At 72.2% G+C, this 24,726-nt stretch carries 24 protein-coding genes; 16 read left to right on the top strand and 8 right to left on the bottom strand.

What is annotated here, in order from left to right; all coding sequences use genetic code 11:
- Positions 1-199 precede the first annotated feature (199 nt).
- From V3T34_RS01910 to chpT, 4 genes are all read right to left on the bottom strand, one after another.
- The gene (locus V3T34_RS01910) at positions 200-565 is read right to left on the bottom strand and encodes a response regulator (RefSeq protein WP_060848868.1); all 366 of its coding nucleotides are present in this window, start codon (positions 563-565) and stop codon (positions 200-202) included.
- 15 nt (positions 566-580) lie between these two features.
- Positions 581-1,081, bottom strand: a complete 501-nt coding sequence (locus V3T34_RS01915) for a chemotaxis protein CheW (RefSeq protein ID WP_060848869.1) — start codon at positions 1,079-1,081, stop codon at positions 581-583.
- A gap of 78 nt (positions 1,082-1,159) precedes the next feature.
- Positions 1,160-3,910, bottom strand: coding sequence for a hybrid sensor histidine kinase/response regulator (locus V3T34_RS01920; RefSeq protein WP_200649663.1), 2,751 nt, complete (start codon positions 3,908-3,910; stop codon positions 1,160-1,162).
- A 191-nt stretch (positions 3,911-4,101) separates the two neighbouring features.
- A complete protein-coding gene (chpT, locus tag V3T34_RS01925) occupies positions 4,102-4,812 on the bottom strand; it encodes a histidine phosphotransferase ChpT (protein ID WP_305076992.1) in 711 nt (236 codons plus the stop codon).
- 175 nt (positions 4,813-4,987) lie between these two features.
- On the opposite strand from chpT, the gene V3T34_RS01930 reads away from it, so the two are divergent.
- The gene (locus V3T34_RS01930; protein WP_305076993.1) at positions 4,988-5,857 is read left to right on the top strand and encodes a 3'(2'),5'-bisphosphate nucleotidase CysQ family protein; all 870 of its coding nucleotides are present in this window, start codon (positions 4,988-4,990) and stop codon (positions 5,855-5,857) included.
- A 16-nt stretch (positions 5,858-5,873) separates the two neighbouring features.
- Here V3T34_RS01930 and V3T34_RS01935 read toward each other — a convergent pair whose 3' ends face one another.
- Positions 5,874-6,359, bottom strand: a complete 486-nt coding sequence (locus tag V3T34_RS01935) for a YHS domain-containing (seleno)protein (protein WP_091887555.1) — start codon at positions 6,357-6,359, stop codon at positions 5,874-5,876.
- A 100-nt stretch (positions 6,360-6,459) separates the two neighbouring features.
- Here V3T34_RS01935 and V3T34_RS01940 point away from each other — a divergent pair, with 100 nt between their 5' ends.
- The 3 genes from V3T34_RS01940 (at position 6,460) to V3T34_RS01950 (ending at position 8,672) form a co-directional block, all read left to right on the top strand.
- Positions 6,460-7,092, top strand: a complete 633-nt coding sequence (locus tag V3T34_RS01940) for a DUF1134 domain-containing protein (protein WP_091754039.1) — start codon at positions 6,460-6,462, stop codon at positions 7,090-7,092.
- 175 nt (positions 7,093-7,267) lie between these two features.
- Positions 7,268-8,167: a hypothetical protein gene (locus V3T34_RS01945; RefSeq protein WP_060848874.1), complete on the top strand. Its 900-nt coding sequence runs from the start codon at positions 7,268-7,270 to the stop codon at positions 8,165-8,167.
- A 256-nt stretch (positions 8,168-8,423) separates the two neighbouring features.
- Positions 8,424-8,672: a 3',5'-cyclic-nucleotide phosphodiesterase gene (locus tag V3T34_RS01950; protein ID WP_091887559.1), complete on the top strand. Its 249-nt coding sequence runs from the start codon at positions 8,424-8,426 to the stop codon at positions 8,670-8,672.
- A gap of 57 nt (positions 8,673-8,729) precedes the next feature.
- Here the strand turns inward: V3T34_RS01950 and V3T34_RS01955 are convergent, their stop codons facing one another.
- Positions 8,730-10,838, bottom strand: coding sequence for a hybrid sensor histidine kinase/response regulator (locus V3T34_RS01955; RefSeq protein ID WP_060848876.1), 2,109 nt, complete (start codon positions 10,836-10,838; stop codon positions 8,730-8,732).
- A 349-nt stretch (positions 10,839-11,187) separates the two neighbouring features.
- Here V3T34_RS01955 and lptM point away from each other — a divergent pair, with 349 nt between their 5' ends.
- The 4 genes from lptM (at position 11,188) to V3T34_RS01975 (ending at position 15,941) form a co-directional block, all read left to right on the top strand.
- Positions 11,188-11,538 (top strand): LPS translocon maturation chaperone LptM, encoded by a 351-nt coding sequence (gene lptM, locus V3T34_RS01960; protein WP_060848877.1) that lies wholly within the window; start codon positions 11,188-11,190, stop codon positions 11,536-11,538.
- A 112-nt stretch (positions 11,539-11,650) separates the two neighbouring features.
- The gene (lysA, locus tag V3T34_RS01965) at positions 11,651-12,922 is read left to right on the top strand and encodes a diaminopimelate decarboxylase (protein ID WP_305076995.1); all 1,272 of its coding nucleotides are present in this window, start codon (positions 11,651-11,653) and stop codon (positions 12,920-12,922) included.
- A gap of 86 nt (positions 12,923-13,008) precedes the next feature.
- Positions 13,009-13,224 (top strand): hypothetical protein, encoded by a 216-nt coding sequence (locus tag V3T34_RS01970; protein ID WP_060848879.1) that lies wholly within the window; start codon positions 13,009-13,011, stop codon positions 13,222-13,224.
- A 98-nt stretch (positions 13,225-13,322) separates the two neighbouring features.
- Complete coding sequence (locus tag V3T34_RS01975) at positions 13,323-15,941, top strand: TIGR02302 family protein (protein WP_305076996.1); 2,619 nt, start codon at positions 13,323-13,325, stop codon at positions 15,939-15,941.
- Positions 15,942-16,047: 106 nt separating this feature from the next.
- On the opposite strand, the gene V3T34_RS01980 is transcribed toward V3T34_RS01975, so the two are convergent.
- A complete protein-coding gene (locus V3T34_RS01980; protein ID WP_060848888.1) occupies positions 16,048-16,803 on the bottom strand; it encodes an outer membrane protein in 756 nt (251 codons plus the stop codon).
- Between the two features lie 406 nt (positions 16,804-17,209).
- Here V3T34_RS01980 and V3T34_RS01985 point away from each other — a divergent pair, with 406 nt between their 5' ends.
- The 6 genes from V3T34_RS01985 (at position 17,210) to V3T34_RS02010 (ending at position 21,879) form a co-directional block, all read left to right on the top strand.
- Positions 17,210-17,395, top strand: a complete 186-nt coding sequence (locus V3T34_RS01985; protein WP_060848889.1) for a twin transmembrane helix small protein — start codon at positions 17,210-17,212, stop codon at positions 17,393-17,395.
- 135 nt (positions 17,396-17,530) lie between these two features.
- Entirely contained in the window at positions 17,531-18,121 is a 591-nt protein-coding gene (locus V3T34_RS01990) for an acyloxyacyl hydrolase (protein WP_060848890.1), read from the top strand.
- A gap of 150 nt (positions 18,122-18,271) precedes the next feature.
- Positions 18,272-18,847: a cob(I)yrinic acid a,c-diamide adenosyltransferase gene (locus V3T34_RS01995; protein WP_305076997.1), complete on the top strand. Its 576-nt coding sequence runs from the start codon at positions 18,272-18,274 to the stop codon at positions 18,845-18,847.
- Positions 18,848-19,110: 263 nt separating this feature from the next.
- Positions 19,111-19,860 (top strand): electron transfer flavoprotein subunit beta/FixA family protein, encoded by a 750-nt coding sequence (locus V3T34_RS02000; protein ID WP_091754049.1) that lies wholly within the window; start codon positions 19,111-19,113, stop codon positions 19,858-19,860.
- A 40-nt stretch (positions 19,861-19,900) separates the two neighbouring features.
- Positions 19,901-20,851 (top strand): electron transfer flavoprotein subunit alpha/FixB family protein, encoded by a 951-nt coding sequence (locus tag V3T34_RS02005; protein ID WP_060848892.1) that lies wholly within the window; start codon positions 19,901-19,903, stop codon positions 20,849-20,851.
- 146 nt (positions 20,852-20,997) lie between these two features.
- The gene (locus V3T34_RS02010; RefSeq protein ID WP_091754051.1) at positions 20,998-21,879 is read left to right on the top strand and encodes a 3-hydroxybutyryl-CoA dehydrogenase; all 882 of its coding nucleotides are present in this window, start codon (positions 20,998-21,000) and stop codon (positions 21,877-21,879) included.
- Positions 21,880-22,014: 135 nt separating this feature from the next.
- On the opposite strand, the gene V3T34_RS02015 is transcribed toward V3T34_RS02010, so the two are convergent.
- Entirely contained in the window at positions 22,015-22,755 is a 741-nt protein-coding gene (locus V3T34_RS02015; RefSeq protein WP_060848894.1) for a hypothetical protein, read from the bottom strand.
- Between the two features lie 343 nt (positions 22,756-23,098).
- On the opposite strand from V3T34_RS02015, the gene V3T34_RS02020 reads away from it, so the two are divergent.
- Both V3T34_RS02020 and V3T34_RS28525 read left to right on the top strand, forming a co-directional pair.
- On the top strand, positions 23,099-23,779 hold the full coding sequence (locus V3T34_RS02020; RefSeq protein WP_305076998.1) for a hypothetical protein: 681 nt from the start codon (positions 23,099-23,101) through the stop codon (positions 23,777-23,779).
- Positions 23,780-23,792: 13 nt separating this feature from the next.
- A complete protein-coding gene (locus V3T34_RS28525; RefSeq protein WP_407942641.1) occupies positions 23,793-24,725 on the top strand; it encodes a glyoxalase superfamily protein in 933 nt (310 codons plus the stop codon).
- The last annotated feature ends 1 nt before the right edge of the window (position 24,726 follow it).

Below are 24,726 nucleotides of genomic sequence, written 5' to 3' on the forward strand. Positions count from 1 at the left end.
ATCGGTCCCGGGTCGAGCCGGGGCTTCTTGTCGGGCCGGCCTCGCGAAAGGCCGACGGTACGACCGGCCTCGGGCGAGGCCGACGGCGCGGACGGCCCTAGAGTGCCTCACGATCGCGTTGCAATCGCGAAGCTTTCTAGGTTTTTGATTTTGCCGCATTTTCTCCGACGAACCGGTATCCGCTTCGTCGAAAAATGCTCTAGGCCAGGCCGACCGCCTGGAGCTTGGCGGTCATGATGTCCTTGTCGAAGGGCTTCATGATGTACTCGTCGGCCCCGGCCTGCAGCGCCCGGGCGATCGACGCGACGTCGTTCTCGATGGTGCAGAACAGAACCTTCGGGTGGTCGCCGTCCGGCAGGCGCCGCAGGGCGCGCAGGACGTCGTACCCGTCCATGTGCGGCATGTTCCAGTCGAGGAGCACCGCGTCGGGCATCGCCGACCGGCATTGCTCGACCGCCTCGCGGCCGTCCTCGGCTTCCGCCACCCGGAAGCCCAGGCCCTCGATGATCCGGCGGGCCACCTTGCGGATCACCGCCGAGTCGTCGACGATCAGGAACGTTCTCATCCGGCCGTCCCCGCGTCAGGCGGCGGTGGCGGCGGGCCGCTCGTCACCGAAGGCCAGGACCGCCTCGACGTCGAGGATGATCAGCAGGCGTCCGTCGAGACGGTGCACGCCGCGCGAGACCGCGCGCCAGCGGGTGTCGAGGTGGACCGGGTTCGGCTCGTAGGTGTCGTTGGCGAGCTTCATCACCTCCCCGACCTGGTCGACGAGCAGGCCGTAGGCCTCGCCGCCATGCTCCAGGCCGACCGCCATGTTGCGGCCGTCGCCGGTCCGGTCGGGCAGGCCGAGGCGCCGGCGCAGGCAGAGCGCCGTCACGACGCGGCCGCGCAGGTTGAGCAGGCCCTTGATCTCCGGCGGCGACAGCGGGACGTCGGTGAGGTTGGTGGCGATGAAGACGTCGTGCACCCGGTCGATCGGCAAGCCGAACAGCTCGTCGCCCAGGAGCACGGTGACGTAGTCGGTGGTCTCGCCGGTGGCTTGCGCGGGGGTGCCGGCGGTGTTCGTGTTGGCGGCCATCATGGGCGGGGCTCGGGCGTGTGAGGGGGATCGGGCGCCCGGACGCGGCGTGAGCGCGTCCGGGCGATCGCGGTCAGCGGGTCACGCCGCGGCGTCGAGGGGGGCGCTGGCGATCTCGTTGACCGCCGCCACCAGGCCGGAGCGATCGAACTTCGCCACGCAGTCGGCGACGCCCAGCGCCCGGGCACGGGCGATCGAGTCCGGCGCCATCGTGCCGGCGAGCGCCACCACCGGCATCTCGGCGAGACGGCCGCCGGCCTTGCGCATCGCCTCGATCAGGTCGAAGCCCGAGCGGCCCGGCATCTCGAGATCGCAGACCACGAGGTCGGTCCGGGCCTCGCCGAGGAGATGGCGCATCGCCTCCTCGGCATCGGCGGCCTGGGCGACGCGGAAGCCCGCCGCCTTGAGCACCGGGGTCAGCATCTCGCGGAAGAACGCCGAGTCGTCGACGAGGAGCAGGCTCGGCGCCTTGGGCACCGCGCGGTGGGTCGGCTGACCCCAATCGTCGTGGGCGAGCGGCAGGTAGTGGGCGATGTTGACGATCTCGGTCGCCCGGTTGCGCACCACCGCCGAGCCGATCAGGTCCGAGCGCTCGGTCACCAGCTCGACATCCAGCACCTCGTCGACGATGTCGACGATCTCGTCGACCACGAGGCCCATCGAGCGCTCGCCGTCCGAGAACACCACCAGGGCCTGGGCGCCGTCGCGCTTCATCGCCTGGGCCGGATCGGCCGGGACGAGGGGCATCAGGCGGCCGCGGTACTGGATCAGCGGGCGCCCGCCGACCCACTCGATCTTCGAGGCGTCGATCTCTTCGAGGCGCGTGACCAGCGAGAGCGGCACCGCCTTGAGCGCGTCGCCGCCGCCCTTGAACACCAGCAGCGTCACGGCCTGATCGCCCGCGTTCTCGTCGCCCTCGGCCTCGGCCTCGATCTCGCCGGGCTGGCCGCTGGCCGTGCCCGAACCGACCATCCGGGCGACGCCGTTGGGGTCGATGATCAGCACCACCGCCCCGTCGCCGAGGATGGTGTTGCCGGAGAAGAGCGGGATGTGCCGCAGCTTGGAGGACATCGGCTTCACGACGATCTCCTCCGTGTGGAAGACGCCGTCGACCAGGATGCCGAAGCGCTGGCGCCCGACCTGGCTCACCACCACGAAGCCCTCGTCGGTCGAGGCCGGGGCGTCGGGCGCGTCGAGGCCGAGCATCGCCGCCACCGGGACGATCGGCAGCAGGCGGTCGCGCAGGCGCAGGACCGGCGAGCCGTTGATGCGCTCGACCGCGTGGTCGGTGCCGGGCTGCACCCGCACCAGTTCCAGCACCGAGACCTGCGGGATCGCGAAGCGGTGCTCGCGGGCCGAGACGATCAGCGCCGCCACGATGGCGAGCGTCAGCGGGATCTTGATCGTGAAGGTGGTGCCGGCGCCGAGCTGGGTCTGGATGTCGATCGTGCCGCCGATCAGCTCGATGTTGGTCTTCACCACGTCCATGCCGACGCCGCGGCCGGAGACCGAGGTGACGGCCTTGGCGGTCGAGAAGCCGGCGTGGAAGATGAACTTCGCCACCTGGGCGTCGGTCATCCGCTCGACCTCGGCCTCGGTCGCGACGCCGCGCTCGACCGCCTTGCGGCGGATCGCCGACAGGTCGAGGCCCTTGCCGTCGTCGGCGATCTCGATCGTGATCGTGCCGCCCTCGTGGAAGGCGTTGAGGCGGATCGTCCCCTTCTCGGGCTTGCCGGCGGACTTGCGCTCCGCGCCCGACTCGATGCCGTGGTCGGCCGAGTTGCGCACCATGTGGGTGAGCGGATCCTTGATGACCTCGAGGACCTGGCGGTCCAGCTCGGTCTCGGCGCCCTGCATCACCAGGTCGATCTTCTTGCCGAGTTCCGACGAGAGGTCGCGCACCACCCGCGGCAGCTTCTGCCAAGCCGAGCCGATCGGCTGCATGCGGGTCTTCATCACCCCTTCCTGCAGCTCGGCGGTGACGTGGGACAGGCGCTGCAGCGGCACCTTGTAGTTGCCGTCCTCGTGACGGCGGGCGATCTCGAGGAGCTGGTTGCGGGTCAGCACCAGCTCGGACACCATCGTCATCAGGTGCTCGAGGGTGTCTACGTTCACCCGGATCGTCTGGACCTTGCTGACCGGGCCGCTCTCGCTCTCGGCGGCGGGCTGCGGCTCGGACCGCGCCGGCTCGGCGCGGCGGGCCTCGGCGGGCGCGGCGGCAGCGGCCTCCTGCCGGACTGGCTCCGGACGTGCCGCCGGCCGGACCGGCTCGGGCGCCGGCATCGGGGCGAGGGCCTCGGGGGCGGGTGCCTCGATCTCGACGGCGGTGTCGCGGAAGGCGCGCTCGAGATCGTCGAGGGAGACCTCGCCGGGCTTCAGGGCGCGCTCGAGCACCTGGGGCACCAGGGTGCCGGAGGCCGCCGGGGCGGCGACGGGAACCGGCTCGGGCGCCGGAACCGGCTCCTCCGACATGCGCTCGAGGGCGCCGATCAGGTCCTCGTCGACCCCCGCCGGCTCGCCGCCGGTGCGCTCGAGCTCGGCCAGGATCACCTTGATCCGGTCGAGGGTCTGGAGGATCAGGCTGACGGCCGGGCTCGTCACCGGCATCCCGTCGCGGAACTTGCCCATCAGGGTCTCGGCGGCATGCGCCAGCGCCTCGAGGCGCGGCAGGCCGAGGAACCCGCAGGTGCCCTTGATGGTGTGCACCAGACGGAAGATGTTCCGCAGGATCGTCTGGTTGTTCGGATCCTGCTCGAACCGGACGAGCTCGAGGTCGACAGTGTCCAGGTGCTCACCGGACTCCGTCAGGAACTCACGCAACAAATCGTCCATCGCGGCCACTCGTCGATCCACGCAGGATCTCTGCGCAGGCCTACGCTGCCACGGGAGCCTTTATGATCCGTTGCCGCCAATCCTCATACTGTACCCGCTCCGGGCATAACCGCCCGGAATCGGGGGAAAATCCGGCTCGCCGGAGAGAACCGCGAAGAGACCGGGGCTCGAACTGGCCGCCGGCCCTAGGGTTAGATGCCGTTACCGCCGTCCCGGTGGTCGTCGGAATCCCGGACGTCCTCGACATCCCCGGCCGGGGCGGCGGCCGGCTCGGCCCGGATCGTGACCGTGTCGCCCTCGATCGAGAACCGCACGTCCATCTCGGCGGCGCGGGCGACGAGGCCGGCATAGAAGGGCTGGATCGCGTGGGCGTCGACGGTGCCGCTCTCCGGCGTCCCGGCGATCAGCTTCTCGACGTGGGGCGGGATGCGCGCGTAGGCGCCCTTGGCGGTCAGCACGAAGACCGGGGCGTCGCCCTCGCCGGTGATCGAGACGTCGATCACCCCGCCGCGGGGGATCGCCGTCACGGCGATGACCACGAGGTTGAGGACGAGCTTCACCTTGTTCTTCGGAAACAGCGCCCGCGGCGCGCTCCAGGTCAGCTTGGTCTTCTCGTCGCCGAACATGCCGCGGGCGACGTTCTCGGCGTCGGCGAGGTCGATGCTGGCCCCCGCCGAGCCCGCGGCCCCGAAGGCGATGCGGGCGAATTGCAGCCGGGCCGAGGCCTGCCTGGCGCTCTTGCGGATCAGGTCGAGGGCGAAGTCGCGCATCTCGGCGCTGTCCTCGTCCTCCAGCACCTCGAGGCCGTTGACGATGGCGCCGACCGGGCTGATCACGTCGTGGCAGACCCGCGAGCAGAGCAGCGCCGAGAGATCGAGGGCGTCGAGGGTGACGGTGGTCATGGGGCGCTCCGCGGGGCCGGCAGATGGGGCAGTCGGATGAAGGCGTGGATCGCGGCGGCTCCCGCCACGGTTTGCCGGCACGGATAGCCGCCGCGCGCCGGTTTGAAAAGGCGATCACGCCGCGGCCGGCCGCGCGGTCATCGACAAAGCCGCCGGCTGCGGGCATGACAACCGCATGACGTCCGCCCTCATGACGCCCGCCCTCGCCCTCGACCGTCTGCCCACGCCTTCCGAGCGCGACGTCGTCGCGGCCCGGCTCGCCGGGATCGCCGCGGCGGCCGGCGAGATCCTGCGGGAATTCGAGCGGGGCGGGTGCAGCCACCGCCTCAAGGCCGACGGCTCGCCGACGAGCCAGGCCGACCTCGCCGCCGAGGCGCTGATCGTCGCCGCGCTCGGCGAGACCTGGCCGGGCATCCCGGTGATCGCCGAGGAGACCGCGGCCGAGGCCGCACCGGCGGCCCTGTTCTTCCTGGTCGATCCCCTGGACGGGACGAAGGACTTCCTGAAGGGCACCGGCGAGTACACGGTCAACATCGCCCTGGTGGCCGGCGAGCGGCCGGTCGCCGCCGCCCTCGCCGCACCCGCCCTCGGCCGGGTCTGGGCGGCGGGCGCCGGGGCCGCGGAGGCCGCGCTCGTCGAGGGCCGTCCCGGTCCGTTCCGCCCCGTTTCGGCCCGGCCGCTCCCGCCGGAGGGGATGACGGCGCTCGTCAGCCGCAGCCACGGCGAGGCGGCGGACGAGGCCTGCCTCGCGGGCCTGCCGATCGGCCGGCGGCGCGGGGTCTCCTCGGCGCTCAAGTTCGGGCTCCTCGCCTGCGGCGAGGGCGACGTCTACGTCCGCTGCGGCCCGACGATGGAATGGGATACGGCGGCCGGGGACCACATCCTCACCCAGGCCGGCGGCTGCCTCGTCGGCCCGGACGGGCGCCCCTTCGGCTATGGCCGCCGGCCCGGCCAGTACCGCAACGGCCCGTTCGCTGCCTTCGGCGACCCGTCGCAGGCCGGACGCGCCGTGCTGCCGGAGCGCTGCCCCGAACGGGGCGCCTGACCGGGAGCGCCGGCTCTCAGCCGCCGATCGCGGCGGCGGGCCGCAGGTCGGGCCAGCGCGCCTCGGCCGCGTCGAGCAGTTCGGGCGTGGCCCGCGCCCGGCGCTGCGCGTCCCGGAAGAGGTAGAGGCGGCCGTCGTACAGGCTCGCCACCAGGGGATCGGCGTCGACGAGGCGCCCGGCGGCGACGCCCTCCGGGTCGCAGCCGCCGAGCCGCGGCGCGTAGACCTCCGGCGCGCGCGAGAAGGCGCCCCGGTTCGCCGCGCTGGAAAAGCGCCAGACGAGACCCGACCAGACGTGGTCGTGCCCATCGGCCCCGGAGACCGGCTCGGACCCGAGCCGGTAGGAGACCGCGTCGTAGCCCCTGAGGGCGAGCCCGGTCAGGGGATCGGCCGCGTAGAGCGACGGCACGCCGAGCGGCGTCTCGGCCCGGGCCGGCCCGAGGATCGCGGCGGCGGGGAGAAGCGACAGCAGGCCGCGGCGCGTTAACCAGATCTTGCCCATATCCGCAGCATTCGTGGCATCCCGCCGCCGTCCGCGCCGGCCCTCCGACGAGAATCGGCCGGGCCGGTCACGACCTCCTTTAAGCCGGGATGCCTAACGAATGCTCTCAGCCTCCTCCGCCTCCTCGGCCCGGCAGAGCGCCGGAGTGTCGCGCCGGCGCGCCCTCGCGGCCCTGCTGCTCGCCGCCGCCGCCCTGCCCGCGGGCCTGCCCGGGCCCGCCGCCGCGCAGGGCCGCCGCCCGGGCGATCCGGGCACGTTCCAACCCCAGGAGATCGTCGATTCGGGCCACCAGTTCTTCGGCTCGGTCTCGCGCGGGCTCGCCCTGACGGTCCAGGAGGCGACGCGCCGCTGGGGCGAGCCGAACGGCTACATCCTGGGCCAGGAGGCCTCGGGAGCGATCATCGGCGGCGTGCGCTACGGCGAGGGCACGCTGTTCACCCGCAATGCCGGCCAGCGCAAGGTGTACTGGCAGGGCCCGTCCCTCGGCTTCGACGTCGGCGGCGACGGGGCCCGCAGCATGATGCTGGTCTACAACCTGCCGCGGGTGAACGCCCTCTACCGCCGCTTCGTCGGCATGGACGGCTCGGCCTACGTGGTGGGCGGCTTCGGCATGTCGGCGGTGACCGCCGACAACATCGTGGTGGTACCGATCCGGGCCGGCGTCGGCGCCCGGTTCGGGATCAATATCGGTTATCTGAAGTTCACCGACTCGCCGACCTGGAACCCCTTCTGAGGATCCGGCGGAGGGTCCGGACCGCGCGCGACGCGCCGGCCGGGCCGCGCTGGTCCTCGGGAGCGTCCCGTGGCAGGGTCCGGCCGCGACGCCGGTCCTGCTGCGCCGGGGCGCGTCGATCCGTTGCAACCGTCCGTGCGGGGCCCCGCCCGGACGCCGAGAAAGTATCGCCCGGGTGATCGAGTCCCTGATGTTCGTGGCGCTGGGGTTCCTCGGCGCCAGCCTGTGCGCCCTCCTGGTCCTGCCGGCGCTCAACGCCCGGGCCGAGCGCCTGACGCGCCGCCGGCTCGAGGCGCTCTACCCGATGTCGATCGTCGAGCTGACCGCCGAGAAGGACCACCTGCGGGCCGAGTTCGCGGTGCGCGAGCGCCAGCTCGAGCGCCGGGTCGAGGAGGCGCAGGCGACCCGGCAGGCCGAGATGGAGGAGACCGGCCGGCGCACCGTGCGCCTCGGCGCGCTCACCGCCGAGATCGAGCGCCGCGACGCCCGGCTCGCCGAGCTGGAGCGCGACCTCATCGAGGCCCGGGGTGGCCTCGCCCGCGGCGAGGGCGAGCTGGCCGAGGCCCGCACCGCCCGGGCCGCCGCCGAGGAGGCGATGCGGGCGCTGGAGGGCCCCTACCAGCGGGCGCTGTCCGACCTCGCGACCCTGCGCCAGGAGCTCGAGACCGTGAGCCGCGGCCAGGCCGAGGCCGAGACCGCCCGGGGCATCGCGGAGGAGCAGGTGCGGGCCGCCCGCGGCCGCGTCGCGGAGGCGGGGGAGAGCGTCGCCACCGCCGCCCGCGGGCAGGTCCAGGCCCTGGAGGACGCGCTCGCCGACCTGACCGCCCGCCACGCCGCCGAGATCGAGGGTGCGCGCGCCGAGATCGCGCGGCTGCAGGAGGCCGTGCGGACGGCCGGCACGCCGCCGGCCGAGATCGCGAACCAGAACGCGCTCCTCGAACGCCGGATCGCCGAGGTGGCCGACGCCCTGATGCAGGGGCGCGAGATCGTGCAGGGCCGGCCCGAGCCGCGCATGCCGCCGGCGACGCCGCTATCCCCGTCCGCGCCGCGCACCGCGCCCGCGACGGCCGGCTGACGGCCCGACGCGGTGTGCCGTGCGGCACATCGCGGTCGCCCCGGCAGGTCCCCCGACCGACCGCGCGAGATCGGAAATGGCCCGGAAACATCGGGCAAGCCCTTGCCAGCGCTCGAACTTTCCGTCCGGTCCGGTCCGCCGCGGCGCCACCTCGGCCCGTTGCGGCGCGGCCTGCGGCACCCCGCGACCCTTGTCAGGTCGCCGGTTTCGGGCCATCTCGCTGCGACTTCCCACGTTTTGCAAGGCTTCGACAGACATGATGCTCAGGCCGATGTCGCTCGCCCTCCTGACTGCCGGCAGCCTGATGCTGCTCGCCGGCCCGGCTTCGGCCCAGCGGGACGACCCCAACCTGAAGAAGTACTGCACCGGCGATTACATGACCTATTGCGGCAACCTGCCGCCGGAAAGCCCCGAGGTCGATCGCTGCTTCGAGAAGAACATGAAGAAGATCTCGGTCAACTGCAAGCGCGCGATCGATTTCTACGAGCAGACGCAGAAGAAGTAAGGCGGACCCGGGCTCGCCGCGGCACGCACGGGCCCGTGTTCCGGGCGCGAGCCGGGCTCAGGCCGAGGCCTGTTCCCGGTTCGCGGCTTCGAGGGCCTCCGCCAAGTCCTCGATGCTGAAGGGCTTGCGCAGGACGGTCTCGCCGGGAGCCGGGCGGGGCCCCTCCTGGTCGCTGTCCGGCGGGTGGCCGGTGGCGAAGACCACCCGCAGGGCGGGCCTCCGCCGCCGCGCCTCGGCGGCGAGCGTCGGCCCATCGATGCCCGGCATCACCACGTCGGTAAACAGCACCGCCACCTCGCGCTCGCCGTCGAGCACCGCGAGCGCCGCGGCTCCGTCCGCCGCCGTGACTGTGCGATAGCCGAGCTCGCCGATCGTCTCGGCGCTGGCGAGCCGCACCGCGGCATCGTCCTCGACCACCAGGATCGTGCGCCGGGCCCGGTCGGGCGAGGGGGCGGCGAGCCGCGCCCGCCCGGCATCCTCGGCCGGCAACGCGTCCCGGCTCACCGGCAGGGTCAGCGTGATGGCGGTGCCCCGCCCCGGCTGGCTGTCGATCCGCACCCGCCCACCCGACTGCGTGACGAAGCCGTAGACCTGGCTCAGGCCGAGCCCGGTGCCCCGCCCCTGCGGCTTGGTGGTGAAGAACGGCTCAAAGGCCCGTGCCACCACCTCGGGCGGCATGCCGGTGCCGGTGTCCCGCACGGTGATCGACACCCCCTGCGCGCCGTCCTCCAGGCTGCCCTGCGCGATCTCCAGGGTGAGGCGCCCGCCCCCCGGCATCGCGTCGCGGGCGTTGACCGCGAGGTTGAGGATCGCGTTCTCGAGCTGGTTCTGGTCGACGAAGACCGGCGGCGGGTCGGCCATCAGCCGGGTCTCGACCTGCACGGTCTCGCCCAGCGTGCGGCGAAGCAGGTCGACCATGCCGGCGACGAGGCGGTTCGGGTCGGTCGGGCGCGGCTCCAGCGGCTGCTGCCGGGCGAAGGCGAGGAGCCGGTGGGTGAGCTTCGCCGCCCGATCGGCGCCGTCGAGGGCGCCGGCGATGAAGCGGCCGACATCGGTGTCGCCCCGGGCGATGCGGCGCTGCACCAGCTCGAGCGAGCCGGTGATGACCGCGAGCAGGTTGTTGAAGTCGTGCGCGATCCCGCCGGTGAGCTGGCCCACCGCCTCCATCTTCTGCGACTGGCGCAGCTGGCTCTCGGCCGAGAGCCGCTGGGCGTGCTCGCGCTTGAGGTCGGCAAGCGCCTGCTCCTCGGCGCGAGCGCGGGCCAGCGCCAGCCAGGCCATCAGCACCAGGGTCAGGGCCGAGACCGTGGCGACGAGGCCGTAGATCCGCAGGTTGTCGTACCAGCGGTCGAGGGCGACGACGGTCTCGACCGAGAAGGCGACGTCGACCGGATAGTCGCCGATCCTGCGCCAGGCGTAGAGCCGCTCGGCCTCGCCGGGCGGTGTGCCGGTGATGGCGCCGCCCTGGGGCCTGGCGCGGATCGCCCGCAGCAGCGGATCGGCCGGGCCGAGCCGCTCGTCGGCCTCCGGGCCGGGCGGCTCGCGCACCAGCACGGCGCCGTCGGCGCGCAGCAGCGTCGCCCGGTGGGCGGTCGGGGCGGCGATCTCGGCGTAGAAGCGGGCGAAGTACTCGGTACCCAGCGCGATCACGATCACCCCGTCGAAGCGCCCGTCCTCGGTCGAGCGCCGCCGGCTGACCATGAAGGCGGCGGAGCCGTCGGGCTCGCGCAGGGCCGGGCTGACATAGATGCCGATATCCTTCGGGCGGTGGACCGAGAAGACGTCGCGCTCGGCGAGCTCGCGGCCGAGGTCGCCCTCGCGGCTCGAGGCGCGGATCCGTCCCTGCGGATCCACCACCCAGACCGCCCGGGCCTGCGCCAGCGGCGCCTTAAGGCTGGCGAGGAAGCCGCCGGTCGCCGGGGCCGATATCTGGGTCCAGCTGCGGTCGAAGACGTAGTCGTCAACCCGGTCCATCGCGAGCTCGGCGGTGTCGAACACCTTCGAGGCGTGCTCGTGCATCACCGCGGCGGTGCGCACGACGGCGCTGTCCTCTTCCCGCAGGACCTCGGCCCGGTTCCACCACGCCGCACCCACCAGGACGACGCACGGCACCAGGAAAGCCGCAGCGACGAGGAGCTGGTGCAGCCGCACCGTCGAAAGGCTCACGGGACACTCACAAACGCGACGGGGAGCCGACGCGGCGATCGGCGAGAAGCTTAACCGTTCATTAACGGAAAGGCGAGCGAAACGATCGCCGCCCCGTCCTGCCGGCCCGCGGCTTCCCGGGCGGTGTGGCGCCCGGGCATCGGCCGCGAACCCTCCGGGGATCCCTGCAGGACATTCCCTGCGGCGGGAGCCGCCGCGGGCGGGCCCGGCCGCACTCTTCCGGCCCGGGCTCCAACGCTCCCTTAACGGCCACGCTCGAATGCGGTGCAACCACAGCGCCGGGCGGGCTCGCCTCGCGCGGCGCGGGCCGCTATGGTGCCGCCGCCACGCTTGTCCCCGGATCTCGCCCGTGTTCCGTCCCCGCCTCCTCGTCCTCCTCGGCCTGATCGCCCTCTCGGTCGCCGCCTGCGGCCGGCGCGGGCCGCTCGAGCCGCCGCCCGCCGCGGTGCCGGCGGCCCAGCCGAAGGCGAGCCCGGGTGCCGGGACCGCGCGGCCGAAGACGGGCGCGGCGGCGGTCAACACGCTGCCGGGCGGCGTCGGGCTCTCCGCGGGGGGCTCCGCCCCCGACGAGGAGGACGAGCTGCCCGCCGCCGCGATCGCTCCGCCGACCGGGCTCCCGGCCCCGACCGAGTCGTCCTCGCGCCGGCGCAAGGGCTTCACGGTGCCCCAGGGGCCGTTCCCGCTCGACCCGCTGCTGTGACCGCGCCGACGTGAGGGTGCAAAGGCGGTCCGGTTTCGTGTAGAGGGCGCGTCGCGCCGGATGCGGCGCGGCAGCGCCCCTTGGCGTCGGTCCCTCTCCCGGTCACTTCGCCATGCATCACTTCACCTACCGCAACGGCATGCTCCACGCCGAGGACGTCGACCTGTCGCGACTCGCGGGCGCGGTCGGCACCCCGTTCTACTGCTACGCCTCCGCCACTCTGGAGCGGCACTACCGGGTCTTCGCCGAGGCGTTTTCCGGCGACAACGCGCTGGTCTGCTACGCCATGAAGGCGAACTCGAACCAGGCGGTGCTCGCCACCCTGGCGCGGCTGGGCGCCGGTATGGACATCGTCTCGGAGGGCGAGCTGCGCCGGGCGCTGGCCGCCGGGGTGCCGGGCGAGCGGATCGTGTTCTCGGGCGTCGGCAAGACCGAGGGCGAGATGGCGGCCGCCCTCGACGCCGGCATCCTGTGCTTCAACGTCGAGAGCGAGCCGGAGCTGGAGCAGCTGTCGCGGGTGGCCGCCGCCAAGGGCGCGACGGCGCCGGTCTCGATCCGGGTCAACCCGGACGTCGATGCCCGCACCCACGCCAAGATCTCGACCGGCAAGTCGGAGAACAAGTTCGGCATCCCGATCTCGCGCGCCCGCGAGGTCTACGACCGGGCGGCGCGCCTGCCGGGCCTGTCGCTCGTCGGCGTCGACATGCATATCGGCAGCCAGATCACCGATCTGGCGCCCTACGACAACGCGGCCGCCCTGCTCTGCGGGCTGGCCCGCGACCTGATGGCGGCGGGCCACCGGCTCCACCACGTCGATTTCGGCGGCGGCCTCGGCATCCCCTACCGCGACGACAACGCCCCGCCGCCGGACCCGGCCGCCTTCGCGGCGGTGCTGCGGCCGCACTTCAAGCCGCTCGGCCTGAAGCCCGTCTTCGAGATCGGCCGGATGATCGCCGGCAATGCCGGCGTGCTCGTCACCCGCGTGCTCTACGTGAAGCACGGCGAGGGCCGCACCTTCGTGATCGTCGATGCGGCGATGAACGACCTGATCCGCCCGACCCTCTACGAGGCCTACCATGCGCTCCGCCCGGTGGCCGAGCCGAAGGCCGAGGCGGGCCGGATCACCGCCGACGTGGTCGGCCCGGTCTGCGAGAGCGGCGACTACCTGGCGCTCGCCCGCGAGATGCCCGAGGTGAAGCCCGGCGACCTGATCGCCGTGATGTCGGCGGGCGCCTACGGCGCCGTGCAGGCCTGCACCTACAATACCCGGCCGCTGGTGCCCGAGGTGCTGGTGCGGGGTGCCGACCACGCGGTGATCCGGCCGCGACAGAGCTACGAGGATCTGATCGGGCTCGACCGGGTGCCGGAGTGGCTCGCGGCCTGATTGCTAAAATGCGACCGGTTTTTCGAACCGGTCGGCCAGTCCCCGCACGCTAACGTCCCGGCCAGTCACCGGGAGGACGTGAAGCGATGGCGCCCCAAGGCAACCTGCTCGCCCGTGCCGAAGCCGTGGTCGCGCGTGCGTTCCGCATCGCGGCCGAGCACGAGGTCACACTCGCCCATGCCCGCAGCGCCGTGCAGCCCCTGCGCGAGGCGGCGGCGCGGCAGGAAGGCGGCGTACCGGTCGGCCTGTCGGGCGGCGCGCCGCAGGACGCGGACCGGCAGCGCGCCGGCCGCCAGGCCTGAGCCGATTTGACCCGCTGGCCCGCTCGGGCCGGCGTGGTAGCCTGCCCGCTTCGCTCCCGCGCGGCTGCCGCGCGACGGAGCGCGAGCGGGAGCAGGGCATGACGAAGGCCGAGCCGGATACCGCGCGCAGCGCCGGGGCCCCGGAGAACCGGGCCGATCCGGTGCGCGCCGGGCTCGACCGGCTCGTGGCCCGGGCCGGTCGTGTGACCCTGTGGGAGCAGGCCTGGCCGATCCTGTGGCGCGGCCTCGCGGTCGTGCTGGTCTTCCTCGCCGCGTCGTGGCTCGGCCTGTGGCTCGATGCCGGCCCGCTCCTGCGGATGGCCGGGGTCGCGGTCTTCGGGCTGGCGCTCCTGGGCGCCCTCCTGCCGCTCCTGCGCCTGCGCCGGATCGCCCGACCGCAGGCGCTGGCGCGAATCGACCGCGACGCGGGCCTCGCCCACCGCCCCGCCCGCACGATCGAGGACAGCCTTGCGCTCGGGCGCGACGATCCCGGCACGCTGGCCCTGTGGGAGCTGCACCGGAGGCGCGCCGCCGCGGCGCTGACCCGTCTCAAAGTTTCGGGCCCGCGGCCCGGCATGGCCCGGCGCGACCCCTACGCCCTGCGCGCCGGCGCGATCCTCGCCGCCGTGGCCGGCGCCTTCGTGGCCGGCCCGGAGGCCGGCGAGCGCCTGCGCGCCGCCTTCGACTGGCGTGGGCCCGTCGCGGCCGCGCCGTCCTTCCGGGTCGACGGCTGGATCGACCCGCCGCTCTACACCCGGATGCCGCCCCTGATCGTGTCCCTGGCGGAGGCGGGCCAGCACCTGCGGGCGCCGGTGAACTCGACGCTCGTGGTGCGCATCGCCGGCGCCGGCGCCGCCACGGTGACGCCCGGGGCCGGCCTGAAGCCCTTGCCCGCCACCGCCCCGGCCCGGCCCGACCTGCGCGAGGAGCGCTTCACGCTCACCGGCGGCACCGCCGAGGTGTCGGTGCAGACCGGCTTCGCCTCGAGCCATCGCCTCACCGTCGAGACCATTCCGGACCGGCCGCCGGAGATCGCGTTCTCGGGCAACCCCGAGACCAACGGGCGCGGCACCTTCACCCTCGCCTACCGGGCCAAGGACGATTACGGCCTCGCCTCGGCGGAGGGCACCGTCGAGCCGCAGACGAAGGGGCGCAGCCTGGTGCCGCCGCCGCGCCTGGCCCTGACCCTGCCCTCCGACCCGCAGGGGACCACCGACACCCGCACCCTGGTCGACCTCACCGACAACCCCTGGGCCGGCGCCAAGGTGCTGCTGACCCTGGTGGCGAAGGACGAGGCGGGCCAGGAGGGACGCTCGGCTCCCCTCGCCTTCACGCTGCCGGGGCGGTTCTTCACCAAGCCCCTGGCGCGTTCGCTGGCCGAGGAGCGCCGCCGTCTCGTCCTCGATCCCGACGGGAGCCGAGCACGGGTCGAGACCTCGCTCGACGCCCTCCTGATCGCGCCCGAGCGCTTCACGCCGCAATGGGGCGTCTTCCTCGGCCTCAAGGAGGCGGCACGGCGCCTGCGTGCGGCCCGCACCGACGAGGCGCTCACCGAGGTCGCCGACCTCCTGTGGACGATGGCGCTGCAGATCGAGGAGGGCGACCTCTCGGATGCCGAGAAGGCGCTGCGCGCCGCCCAGGACCGGCTGAAGGACGCGCTCGATCGCGGCGCCTCCGACCAGGAGATCGCCAAGCTCACCGACGAGCTGCGCCAGGCGATGGACCGTTTCCTGAAGGAATTCGCCGAGCGCCAGCAGCAGAACCCGCAGAACCCCGGGCAGCAGAGCCAGCAGGCCGACCGCACGGTGACGCCCGACGACCTCGCCAAGATGCTCGACCAGATGCAGGAGGCGATGAAGCGCGGCGACACCGCCGAGGCCCAGCGCCTGCTCGACCAGCTCCGCGGCATCCTGGAGAACCTGCAGACGGCCCAGCCGAACTCGCGCATGTCGGACCCGACCGCCCGCGAGATGAACCGCCAGATGCAGGATCTCGAGGCGATGACCCGCGAGCAGCAGGGCCTGCGCGACGAAACCTTCCGCCAGGGCCAGGAGCGCCGCTTCGGCAATCGCGGTCAGCAGCAGCCGGGCCAGCAGGGACAGCGCCAGCCGGGTCAGCGCGGCCAGCAAGGCCAGCGTGGCGGCGAGCCGCAGCAAGGCGACGGTCAGCAGCAAGGCCAGCGCGGCCAGCAGGGCGGGCAGCAGCAGGGAGGATTGGGCGACCGCCAGCAGGGCCTGCGTCAGCGCCTGGAGGACATGCAGCGCAAGATGAAGGAACTCGGCATGCAGGGCGAGCAGGGCCTCGCCGATGCCGAGCAGGCGATGAAGGACGCCGAGAACGCGATCGGCCAGGGCCAGGACGGCTCCGCCGTCGACGCGCAGGGCCGCGCCCTCGAAGGCTTGCAGCGCGGCGCGCAGGGCATGGCCCAGCAGATGCAGCAGATGGGCCAGGACGGCGAGGGCCAGCAGGCCGACGGGCAGCAGGGCCAGGGCAACCCCAACCAGCCCGGCCGCCAGGGCGCCCGCGACAGCGACCCGCTCGGTCGGCCGACCCGCAGCCGCGATTTCTCCGACGGCCGCGTGCGGGTGCCGACCGCCGAGGAATCCGGCGTCGAGCGGGCCCGGCGCATCCTGGAGGAATTGCGGCGCAAGCTCGGCGACCCGAGCCGCCCGACGGAAGAGCTCGACTATTTCGAGCGCCTGCTGCGCCGTAACTGAGCGGCGTCCCGGCAACGAGAAACGGCGCGGCCCCGATGGGAGCCGCGCCGTTTCTCGTCGTGGTCGTTCGGTGAAGCGAGGGGACCGCCGCTGCGGCCCCACGCGCTCAGTTGAACAGGTTGAAGTGGTAGTTGATGCCGACCTTCAGCAGGTGGGCGTCGAGGCCGGTGCGGATGCCGAACTGGGTGCCGAGGGCGCGGAAGCGGACGTCGCGCTCGAGGTCGGCGTAGAGGTACTCGCCCTTCACCGACAGGGTCGGGGTGATCATGTATTCGAGGCCGGCGCCGACGGTGTAGCCGTCGACCGGGAGCGAAGCATTGAAGGAGGCCGGCAGGACAAGGCCCGGGCCCGTGGCGATGCCGCGGGCGCCGATCTCGGTGAAGGCCCAGCCGCCGGTGGCGTAGGCGAGCAGCGGACCCCAGGCATAGCCGACGCGGCCGCGGACGGTGACGAAGTAGGTGTCGGTCTTCAGGGCGCCGTTGGCGCTGGCGGTGCCGGCCGAGGCGCGGAACTCGTTGTGAATGTCGGCGTAGTTGGCGTCGACCTCGACGCCGACCACGAAGCCGTTGTTCGGCGTGAACTGGTAGTTGTAGCCGACGGTGCCGCCCGCCACGAAGCCGGCGGCCGAAGCCTCGCCGCGGGCGGCCGGCAGGGCGGCCGGGCGCGGGGAGGTCGTCGAGGCGCGGAAGTCGCCGCCGACGGCGCCGCCCGCGTTCACGCCGGCATAGAACCCGGTCCAGGTGAAGGCCGGCGGGGCCACCGGGTAGACCGGCGGCGGCGCGACGCGGCGCGGCAGATCGGCGGCCTGGGCGGCACCCGCGAGCGCGAGGAGGCCGGCGGTGGCGAGCAGGTAGGACTTCACGTGAACAACCCCCATGGTCGTCGGGCCGGCCCGATCATGCGGTCGCCGCCCGGTTCGGATCTCGTGCCGGGCGGACGCATCGTTGCGCCGCAGCAACCCGGCGCCGGCACACAATCATGATGGGCTGTTCGAGGCTATCGCATTTGTGCAACACCGAAGGCGACAGTCAAAGGTGAAGCGAAGGTGAATCCGTTGCCATAATTATGGCGGTGACTTTGGGGCAGTCCGCCGATGACCGAACATATGGTCGAGCGCCATCTTTTCGCCGGCGACCGATCGCAGCCTGCCGAACCCGCTCCGGCATCGTGCCCCGCTCCTGCGGCGCGGGGCCGCCTCCCCGGATGCGCCCGATACGCCCTATCAGGCCATCGACCTCCCGCGAGCCCGGCCCCGAGCGATCATCCCGATGTCCAGCAACACCCTCGTCCTCGTCGCCTGCCTGGCGGTCGCCGCCGTGCTGCTCCTCGGCCTCGGCAACATGCTGCGCGGCGGCAGCGCCAACCTCTCGCAGCGCCTGATGCGGCTGCGGGTGCTGCTCCAGCTCGTCGCGATCGTGGTGATCATGGGGGTGCTGTGGTGGCGCGGCGGGTGACCTTGCGAGACTGTGGCGGGCCGGTCGCACGGGGTGGAAAACCATGCCCGCACGGATTGTGCGGCGAGACGGGACGCGAGCGCGAGGACTAGGGTGGATTCCGCCCCAGCCACGGGGCGGTGGACCGTTCGACAGATGCGCGTAACCCTTCCGAGCCTTGCCGCGGCGATCATGCTGGCCGCCCCGGCCGCCCAGGCCGCCGACCCCTCGGCGCTGGTCCCGTCCTACCGGCCGCCGGTCCAGCCGCTCAGCATCGTGTCGGAGTTCCGCATCGGCGGCTCCGCCCAGGATCCGGGCAGCAACGAGAAGAACACCAGCAACATCAACGGCGAGATTCTGTTCGCCAAGCCGGTCACCGGGCTCGACCGGTTCTGGGCCGCCTTCGTGCCGCGCCCGACGGTGGGCGGCAGCTACAACGTCGACGGCCGCACCAGCTACGCCTATCTCGGCGCGACCTGGACCGCCGACATCACCGACCGGATCTTCGTCGAAGGCTTCTTCGGCGCCGGCTTCCACGACGGCTATACCGGCCCGAAGGCCGGCGTGCCCAAGACCTTCAACGCGCTCGGCTGCAACCCGCTGTTCCGCGAGGCGGCGGCCGTCGGCTTCCGGCTCACCGAGCACTGGAGCGTGATGGCGACGATCGAGCACATGTCGAATGCAGGCCTCTGCGTCACGAATCGCGGCCTGACGAATTTCGGCGGCAAGATCGCTTATACCTTCTGATCGCCGACACGGCCCAGCGCCCGGCGCGGCGTTGGCGATGAATCCGGGATCCGGGCCGGCCCGACGATGGTGGCCCTGGCGCCTCGGCGCGGGCCCGCTACAACGTCGCTCATGACGGCGGGCCGGCGGCCTGCCGAAGGGAGCCTGACCGTGGTCGTCCTCAACCGCATCTACACCCGCACCGGCGATACCGGCACGACGGCTCTGGCCAGCGGAGAACGCCGCTCGAAGGCCGACCTGCGGGTCGAGACCTACGGCACCGTCGACGAGACCAATGCCTGCCTGGGCCTCGCCCGCCTGCACACCACCGGCGAGCTCGACGCGATGCTCGGGCGGATGCAGAACGACCTGTTCGATCTCGGCGCCGACCTCGCCACCCCGGAGACCGGGGAGCCCCTCTCCTACGAGCCGCTGCGGATCGTCGCCGCCCAGGTCGAGCGGGTCGAGCGCGAGATCGACGCGCTCAATGCCGGCCTGTCGCCCTTGCGCTCCTTCGTGCTGCCGGGCGGGTCGGCGGCGGCGGCCGCCCTGCACCTCGCCCGCACGGTCTGCCGCCGGGCCGAGCGGCTGGCGGTGGCGCTCGCCGCCACGCCGGGCGAGACCGTCTCGCCGGTGGCGATCCAGTACCTCAACCGGCTGTCGGACTTCCTGTTCGTCGCCGCCCGGGTCGCCAACGACGGCGGCGCCGCCAACGTGCTCTGGGTGCCGGGCAAGACCCGCACCTGAGACGGGACGCAATCCGGGGCACGCTCCGGCCGGTGCGGGTTCCGGGCTCTCACAACCGGTCCCGTCGGCCCCCGTCGCGCCGGTGCGGCGAGTGGCGCCGGGGGTGCACCTAACGGTGGGGCGGCCGCCCGCCGGCGCGCGTTGACAATTGCGAAAATCGGCCGCTACGGTCCGCGCCACCGTGCTCCATCGGGGATGATCGCTGGCCGGCCGAGGGAGGGCCCGGCCACCATCGTCCCTTCGTCCTGAAGGATGCGACGATCATGAAGGTTCTGGTGCCCGTCAAGCGGGTGGTCGACTACAACGTGAAGATCCGGGTGAAGCCGGACGGCTCCGGCGTCGAGCTCGCCAACGTCAAGATGTCGATGAACCCCTTCGACGAGATCGCCGTCGAGGAGGCGATCCGCCTCAAGGAGAAGGGCAAGGTCACCGAGATCGTCGCCGTCTCGATCGGCCCGCAGCAGGCGCAGGAGACGATCCGCACCGCGCTCGCCATGGGCGCCGACCGCGGCATCCTGGTCAAGACCGACGCCGCCGTCGAGCCGCTCGCCGTCGCCAAGCTCCTCAAGGCACTGGTCGAGAAGGAGAGCCCGGATCTCGTCATCCTCGGCAAGCAGGCGATCGACGACGACTCGAACCAGACCGGCCAGATGCTCGCCGCGCTGCTCGGCTGGCCGCAGGGCACCTTCGCGTTCAAGCTCGAGGTCGCGGACGGCAACCTCGACGTGGTGCGCGAGATCGACGGCGGCCTGCAGACCCTGAACCTGACGCTGCCGGCGATCGTCACCACGGATCTCCGCCTCAACGAGCCGCGCTACGCCTCGCTGCCCAACATCATGAAGGCGAAGAAGAAGCCCCTCGACACCGTGGAGCCGGAGGCGCTCGGCGTCGACGTGAGCCCGCGCCTCAAGGTGCTCAAGACCGTCGAGCCGGGCGGCCGCAAGGCCGGCGTCAAGGTCGCCAGCGCCGCCGAGCTCGTCAACAAGCTGAAGGTCGAGGCGGGCGTCCTCTGAGGATCGCCGCGCTTCCCGCGAAAGGAAGGAACGACACGCCATGACCACCCTCCTGCTGGTCGAGCATGCCGGCGGCGCCGTGAAGGACGCCAGCACCAAGGCCCTGACGGCGGCCAAGCAGCTCGGCGCCCCGGTCCACGCCCTCGTGGTCGGCGCCGATGCGCAAGGCGCGGCCGAGGCCGCCGCCAAGCTCGACGGGATCGAGAAGGTGCTGGTGGCCGCCGACGCCGCCCTCGACCACCTCCTCGCCGAGCCGACCGCGTCGCTGGTCGCCGAGCTCGCCGCGAACTACGACACCGTGATCGCCGCCGCCTCGACCGAGGGCAAGAACGTGCTGCCGCGCGTTGCCGCCCTCCTCGACGTTGCGCAGGTCTCCGACATCATCAAGGTGGCGGGTCCCGACACGTTCGAGCGGCCGATCTACGCCGGCAACGCGATCCAGACCGTGCAGGCCACCGACGCCAAGCGGGTGATCACGGTGCGCACCGCCGCCTTCCAGGCGACCCCCGAGGGCGGCTCCGCCGCCCCGGTCGAGGCGGTGTCGGCCGCCGCTTCGCCCGCGGCGAAGTCGTCGTTCAAGGGTGAGGAGATCGCCAAGTCCGACCGTCCGGAGCTCGCCGGCGCGCGCATCATCGTGTCGGGCGGACGCTCGCTCGGCTCGGCCGACAAGTTCAAGGAGCTGATCGAGCCGCTCGCCGATACGCTCGGCGCCGCGGTCGGCGCGTCCCGCGCGGCGGTCGATGCGGGCTACGCCCCCAACGACTGGCAGGTCGGCCAGACCGGCAAGGTCGTGGCGCCGGACCTCTACGTCGCGGTCGGCATCTCGGGGGCGATCCAGCACCTCGCCGGCATGAAGGACTCGAAGGTCATCGTCGCGATCAACAAGGACGAGGAGGCGCCGATCTTCCAGGTCGCCGATTACGGCCTCGTCGGCGACCTTTTCCAGGTCGTGCCGGACCTGCAGCAGGAAATCGCCAAGGCCAAGGGCTGATTGGCCGAAGCTGAAACACCCGCCCCCCGTGCCGATCGCGCGGGGGGCGGCATCGAGACCCTTCCGGGCTCCGCTGGAACCCTTCGCATCTGCGAAGGCGCGATGATATGAACGGTCTGGACCGCGTGGCGGGAAGGCAGGGTGTGATGGGCATCGAGATCAAGACGGTCGGGATCATCGGGGCCGGCCAGATGGGCAGTGGCATCGCCCATGTCTGCTCCCTGGCCGGTCTCGACGTGCGGATGAACGACCGCGATCCCGAGCGCCTGAAGAACGGCCTCGCCACCGTCAACGGCAACCTGCAGCGCCAGGTCTCGAAGGGCGCGATCACCGAGAGCCAGCGCCGCGACGCGATCGAGCACATCATCGCGGTCGATTCGTTCGACGATTTCGGTCCCTGCGACCTGGTGATCGAGGCGGCCACCGAGGACGAGGTGATCAAGCGCAGCATCTTCAGCGCGCTCTGTCCGTCCCTGCGCCCCGAGACGATGGTGGCGACCAACACCTCGTCGATCTCGATCACGCGCCTTGCCGCCTCGACCGACCGGCCGGAGCGGTTCATCGGCATCCACTTCATGAACCCGGTGCCGGTGATGCAGCTCGTCGAGCTGATCCGCGGCATCGCCACCGAGGACCCGACCTACGAATCGGCCAAGGCCTTCGTGCGGCGCCTCGGCAAGATCGTGACGGTGTCGGAGGATTTTCCGGCCTTCATCGTCAACCGCATCCTGCTGCCGATGATCAACGAGGCGATCTACACCCTCTACGAGGGCGTCGGCTCGGTCGATTCGATCGACACCGCGATGCGGCTCGGCGCCAACCACCCGATGGGCCCGCTCCAGCTCGCCGACTTCATCGGCCTCGATACCTGCCTGTCGATCATGCAGGTGCTCTACGAGGGCCTGGCCGATTCGAAGTACCGCCCCTGCCCGCTCTTGGTGAAGTACGTCGAGGCCGGCTGGCTCGGCCGCAAGACCAAGCGCGGCTTCTACGATTACCGCGGCGCGGAGCCGGTGCCGACCCGCTGAGGGCCGGAGCTCCCCGTCCGCTCGCCTAGAGCACTTCACGATCGCGTTGCAATCGCGAAGCTCTCCAAGTCTTTGTTTTGGCGCATTTTCTGCGACGAACCGGTTTACACTTCGTCGGAAAATGCTCTAGGCGGATCACGCCACCGCGGCCTTGCGGGACTTGGCCGTATTGCGGGCCGGCCAGCCGAGGGCGACGAGCCGCGCCTTGGCGTGCTCGCGCACCTCGTCGCGCAGGCCCGGCGCCATCGCCGCCAGGGCGGCCTGGGTCTCGGGCGCCAGCATCAGGTCGGTAACCGCGTTGATCGACTGCGCCTCGTCGATCCGCGCCGTCAGGTCGGCGTCGGTCGCGCTGCCGCCCGTCTCGGCCGGCGGCAGGTCGGCATCGTTCGCGGGCCCGGCGTTGCGGTCCTCCTCCGGCGCCGGACCGGCCCGGCGCGCCGGGGCGTTGGCGGCCACGAGGTCGGGACGGCTCGCCTTGAACTCGTCGGCCTCGTCCTCGGAATAGAGCAGGCCATGCAGGCCGGCGAGCTTGAGGATCACCCGGTCCTTGGCCCGCTTCTCCGCCATGGCGAAGACGTAGGCCGCCTGGCGGCCCGAAACGCGGTAGTTCACCCCGATCAGCGCCTCGCCGATCGACCACTCGGTGCGGTCGCCGTTCGGGCCCGGCATGTGGCCGGTCACCAGGATCACCGCCTCGTCCCGCTCCGCCCGCACGATCACCGGCGCATCGAAGCGGATGCGGGCCTGCACGGCGATCCGCTCCAGGGCCTTGTGGTAGATCACGGCGGTGCCCTGCACGCGCCAGACGTTGCCGGCGAGCGGCTCGCCGTAGGTGGCGAGGATGTCGGCGATCTGCTTGTCGGTGGTTGCGCTCATCTCGATCGATCTCACCTGCTGACGGCGGGCGCCCGGCGGACCGGTTCGCGCGTTCCGTATTTGTTCTCTAGCACGCCGCCATCCGGTTCGCGAGGGTTTTCGCGCGTGTGCGGTGAGACGAGATCGCTGCGGCGCGGGATTTTTCGTCGCAGCGTCGCCCGATGATCGTCCCAGAGCCAAGCTGCCGCCGGATCGGTCACCCCATAGCGCCACGACTCTCGGAGCACGAGGATTGGGTCGCGTTGCCGAACCGGATTATGTTCGCTAAATGTTCTTATAGAGAGACACCACCTCGACTGTAGCGGATCGCGTGGCGCGCGCCGCCACCCGCCCGGAGCCCCGCATGAGCACGCCCGCCCTCCTCGATTCCTCGGCCTTGCTCGAGCGGCCGGGCCAGCGCCGCAGCGCCGTGCGCAGCCCCTCGCCCCGACGCGGCGCGCCGCTCGTCGCGGCGGTGCCGCGCCAGGCGCTGGTCGCGGATTTCCTGGCCATCGCGGCCCTCGATCCGGGGGTGGAGCGGCTGAAGGCGGCACCGACGCCGATCCGCCTGCCGCTGGGCGACAGAATGATCGAGCACGCCGCCGATTTCGAGCAGGTCCGCACCGACGAGCCGGGCCTCCTCGTCGACGTGGTGGCGGAGGCCGACCTCGGCCGCCATCCCTTCCGCACCGCCTACGTGGCGGGCGAGCCGGTGGTGGCCGAGGACGGGCGGCGCTTCGTTATCGAGAGCGCGGCCTCGCTGCGGGCCGAGCCCCGGATCTCGACGGTGCGGCTGATCATGGCCTGCCGCCGCACCTACGTCTCGGCCGGCGACCGGGTGCGCATCCTGCACCACCTCGACGAATGCGGCACCGGCCGGCTGGTCGACTGCGCCGGGATGGCGATCAACGCCCAGGACGGCGTCGCGGCGGTGCTGGCGCTCGCCGTCGAGGGTCTGCTGGCGGTCGATATCGGCCGGCCGATCCTGCCCGAGACCGCAGTGCGCCGGCGGCCGTTGCCCTATCCCGATCCGTTCGGGTTCTGAGACCGTCTTGACGGTGGGGCCGGTCCGCGATTTGATCCTATCCCAAGGCCGATGCAGCCTGCCGCCTGCGCCCCGTTCGGGGTTCGGTGAATGCATTCCGCGAGGCGCATCCGTCCTTCCCCGTCCGTCGGGCGAACCGGTCAGCAAGGCAGGCACTGATCCCGCTGGTTTGTCCGCGAGCTGGGATGGGATCATGCGCACCTTTCGCGACGCCAAGGCGATGGCCAAGAGCCTTCGCGAGGAACTCGGGCGGCGGGGCACGGCGCTCTCTCATGGCGAATGCCTGGAGATCGTGGCGCGGCTCCTCGGCCTCGACAACTGGAACGTTCTGTCCGCCCACCTGACGGTTGCGGCCGATTCGGTGCCGGCCGTCCCGCTGGAACGGCCCGCAGGCTGGATCGTCTCCGGCTCGAAGCCGCATCTCTACGAGGCGGGCATCGACCCCGCCACGCCCCACGGCGACGGTCGCACCGCGGTAATTCGCTGCCGTTATGCCGAAGGCGATCCCGTCTACGCCGCGATGGAAAAGGGATTCGCCACTATGATGCAGAGCGTCGCGGCCTCGCCCTACCGCGGGAGGCGGGTCTGCTTGAGCGCCGAATTACGGAGCCGCGACATCGTCGGCGCCGCGACCTTGTGGCTACGGGCCGACGCCGCGACCGGGCGGAGCGTTGCCTTCGACAACATGGAGGAGCGCTCGGTCGACGGGCCGCTCACGGGCACGCAGGGCTGGACCGGCCGGCGCATCGTGCTCGACGTCCCGGAGACGGCGGAGAGTCTGCATTTCGGGTTCTATCTCCGCGGCAGCGGCGAGGCCTGGGCCAGCGGGTTCGATCTACGGGAGGCCTCGCCCGAGGATGGGGAGGCCGCCCGCGCCCGCATCAGCCCGGTGCCGGTCAACCTCGACTTCGCCGAATCCTCCGGGCGATCGGTCATCCGGACCTGAG

The organism is Methylobacterium ajmalii (assembly GCF_036448855.1).
Classification (GTDB): Bacteria; Pseudomonadota; Alphaproteobacteria; order Rhizobiales; family Beijerinckiaceae; genus Methylobacterium; species Methylobacterium ajmalii.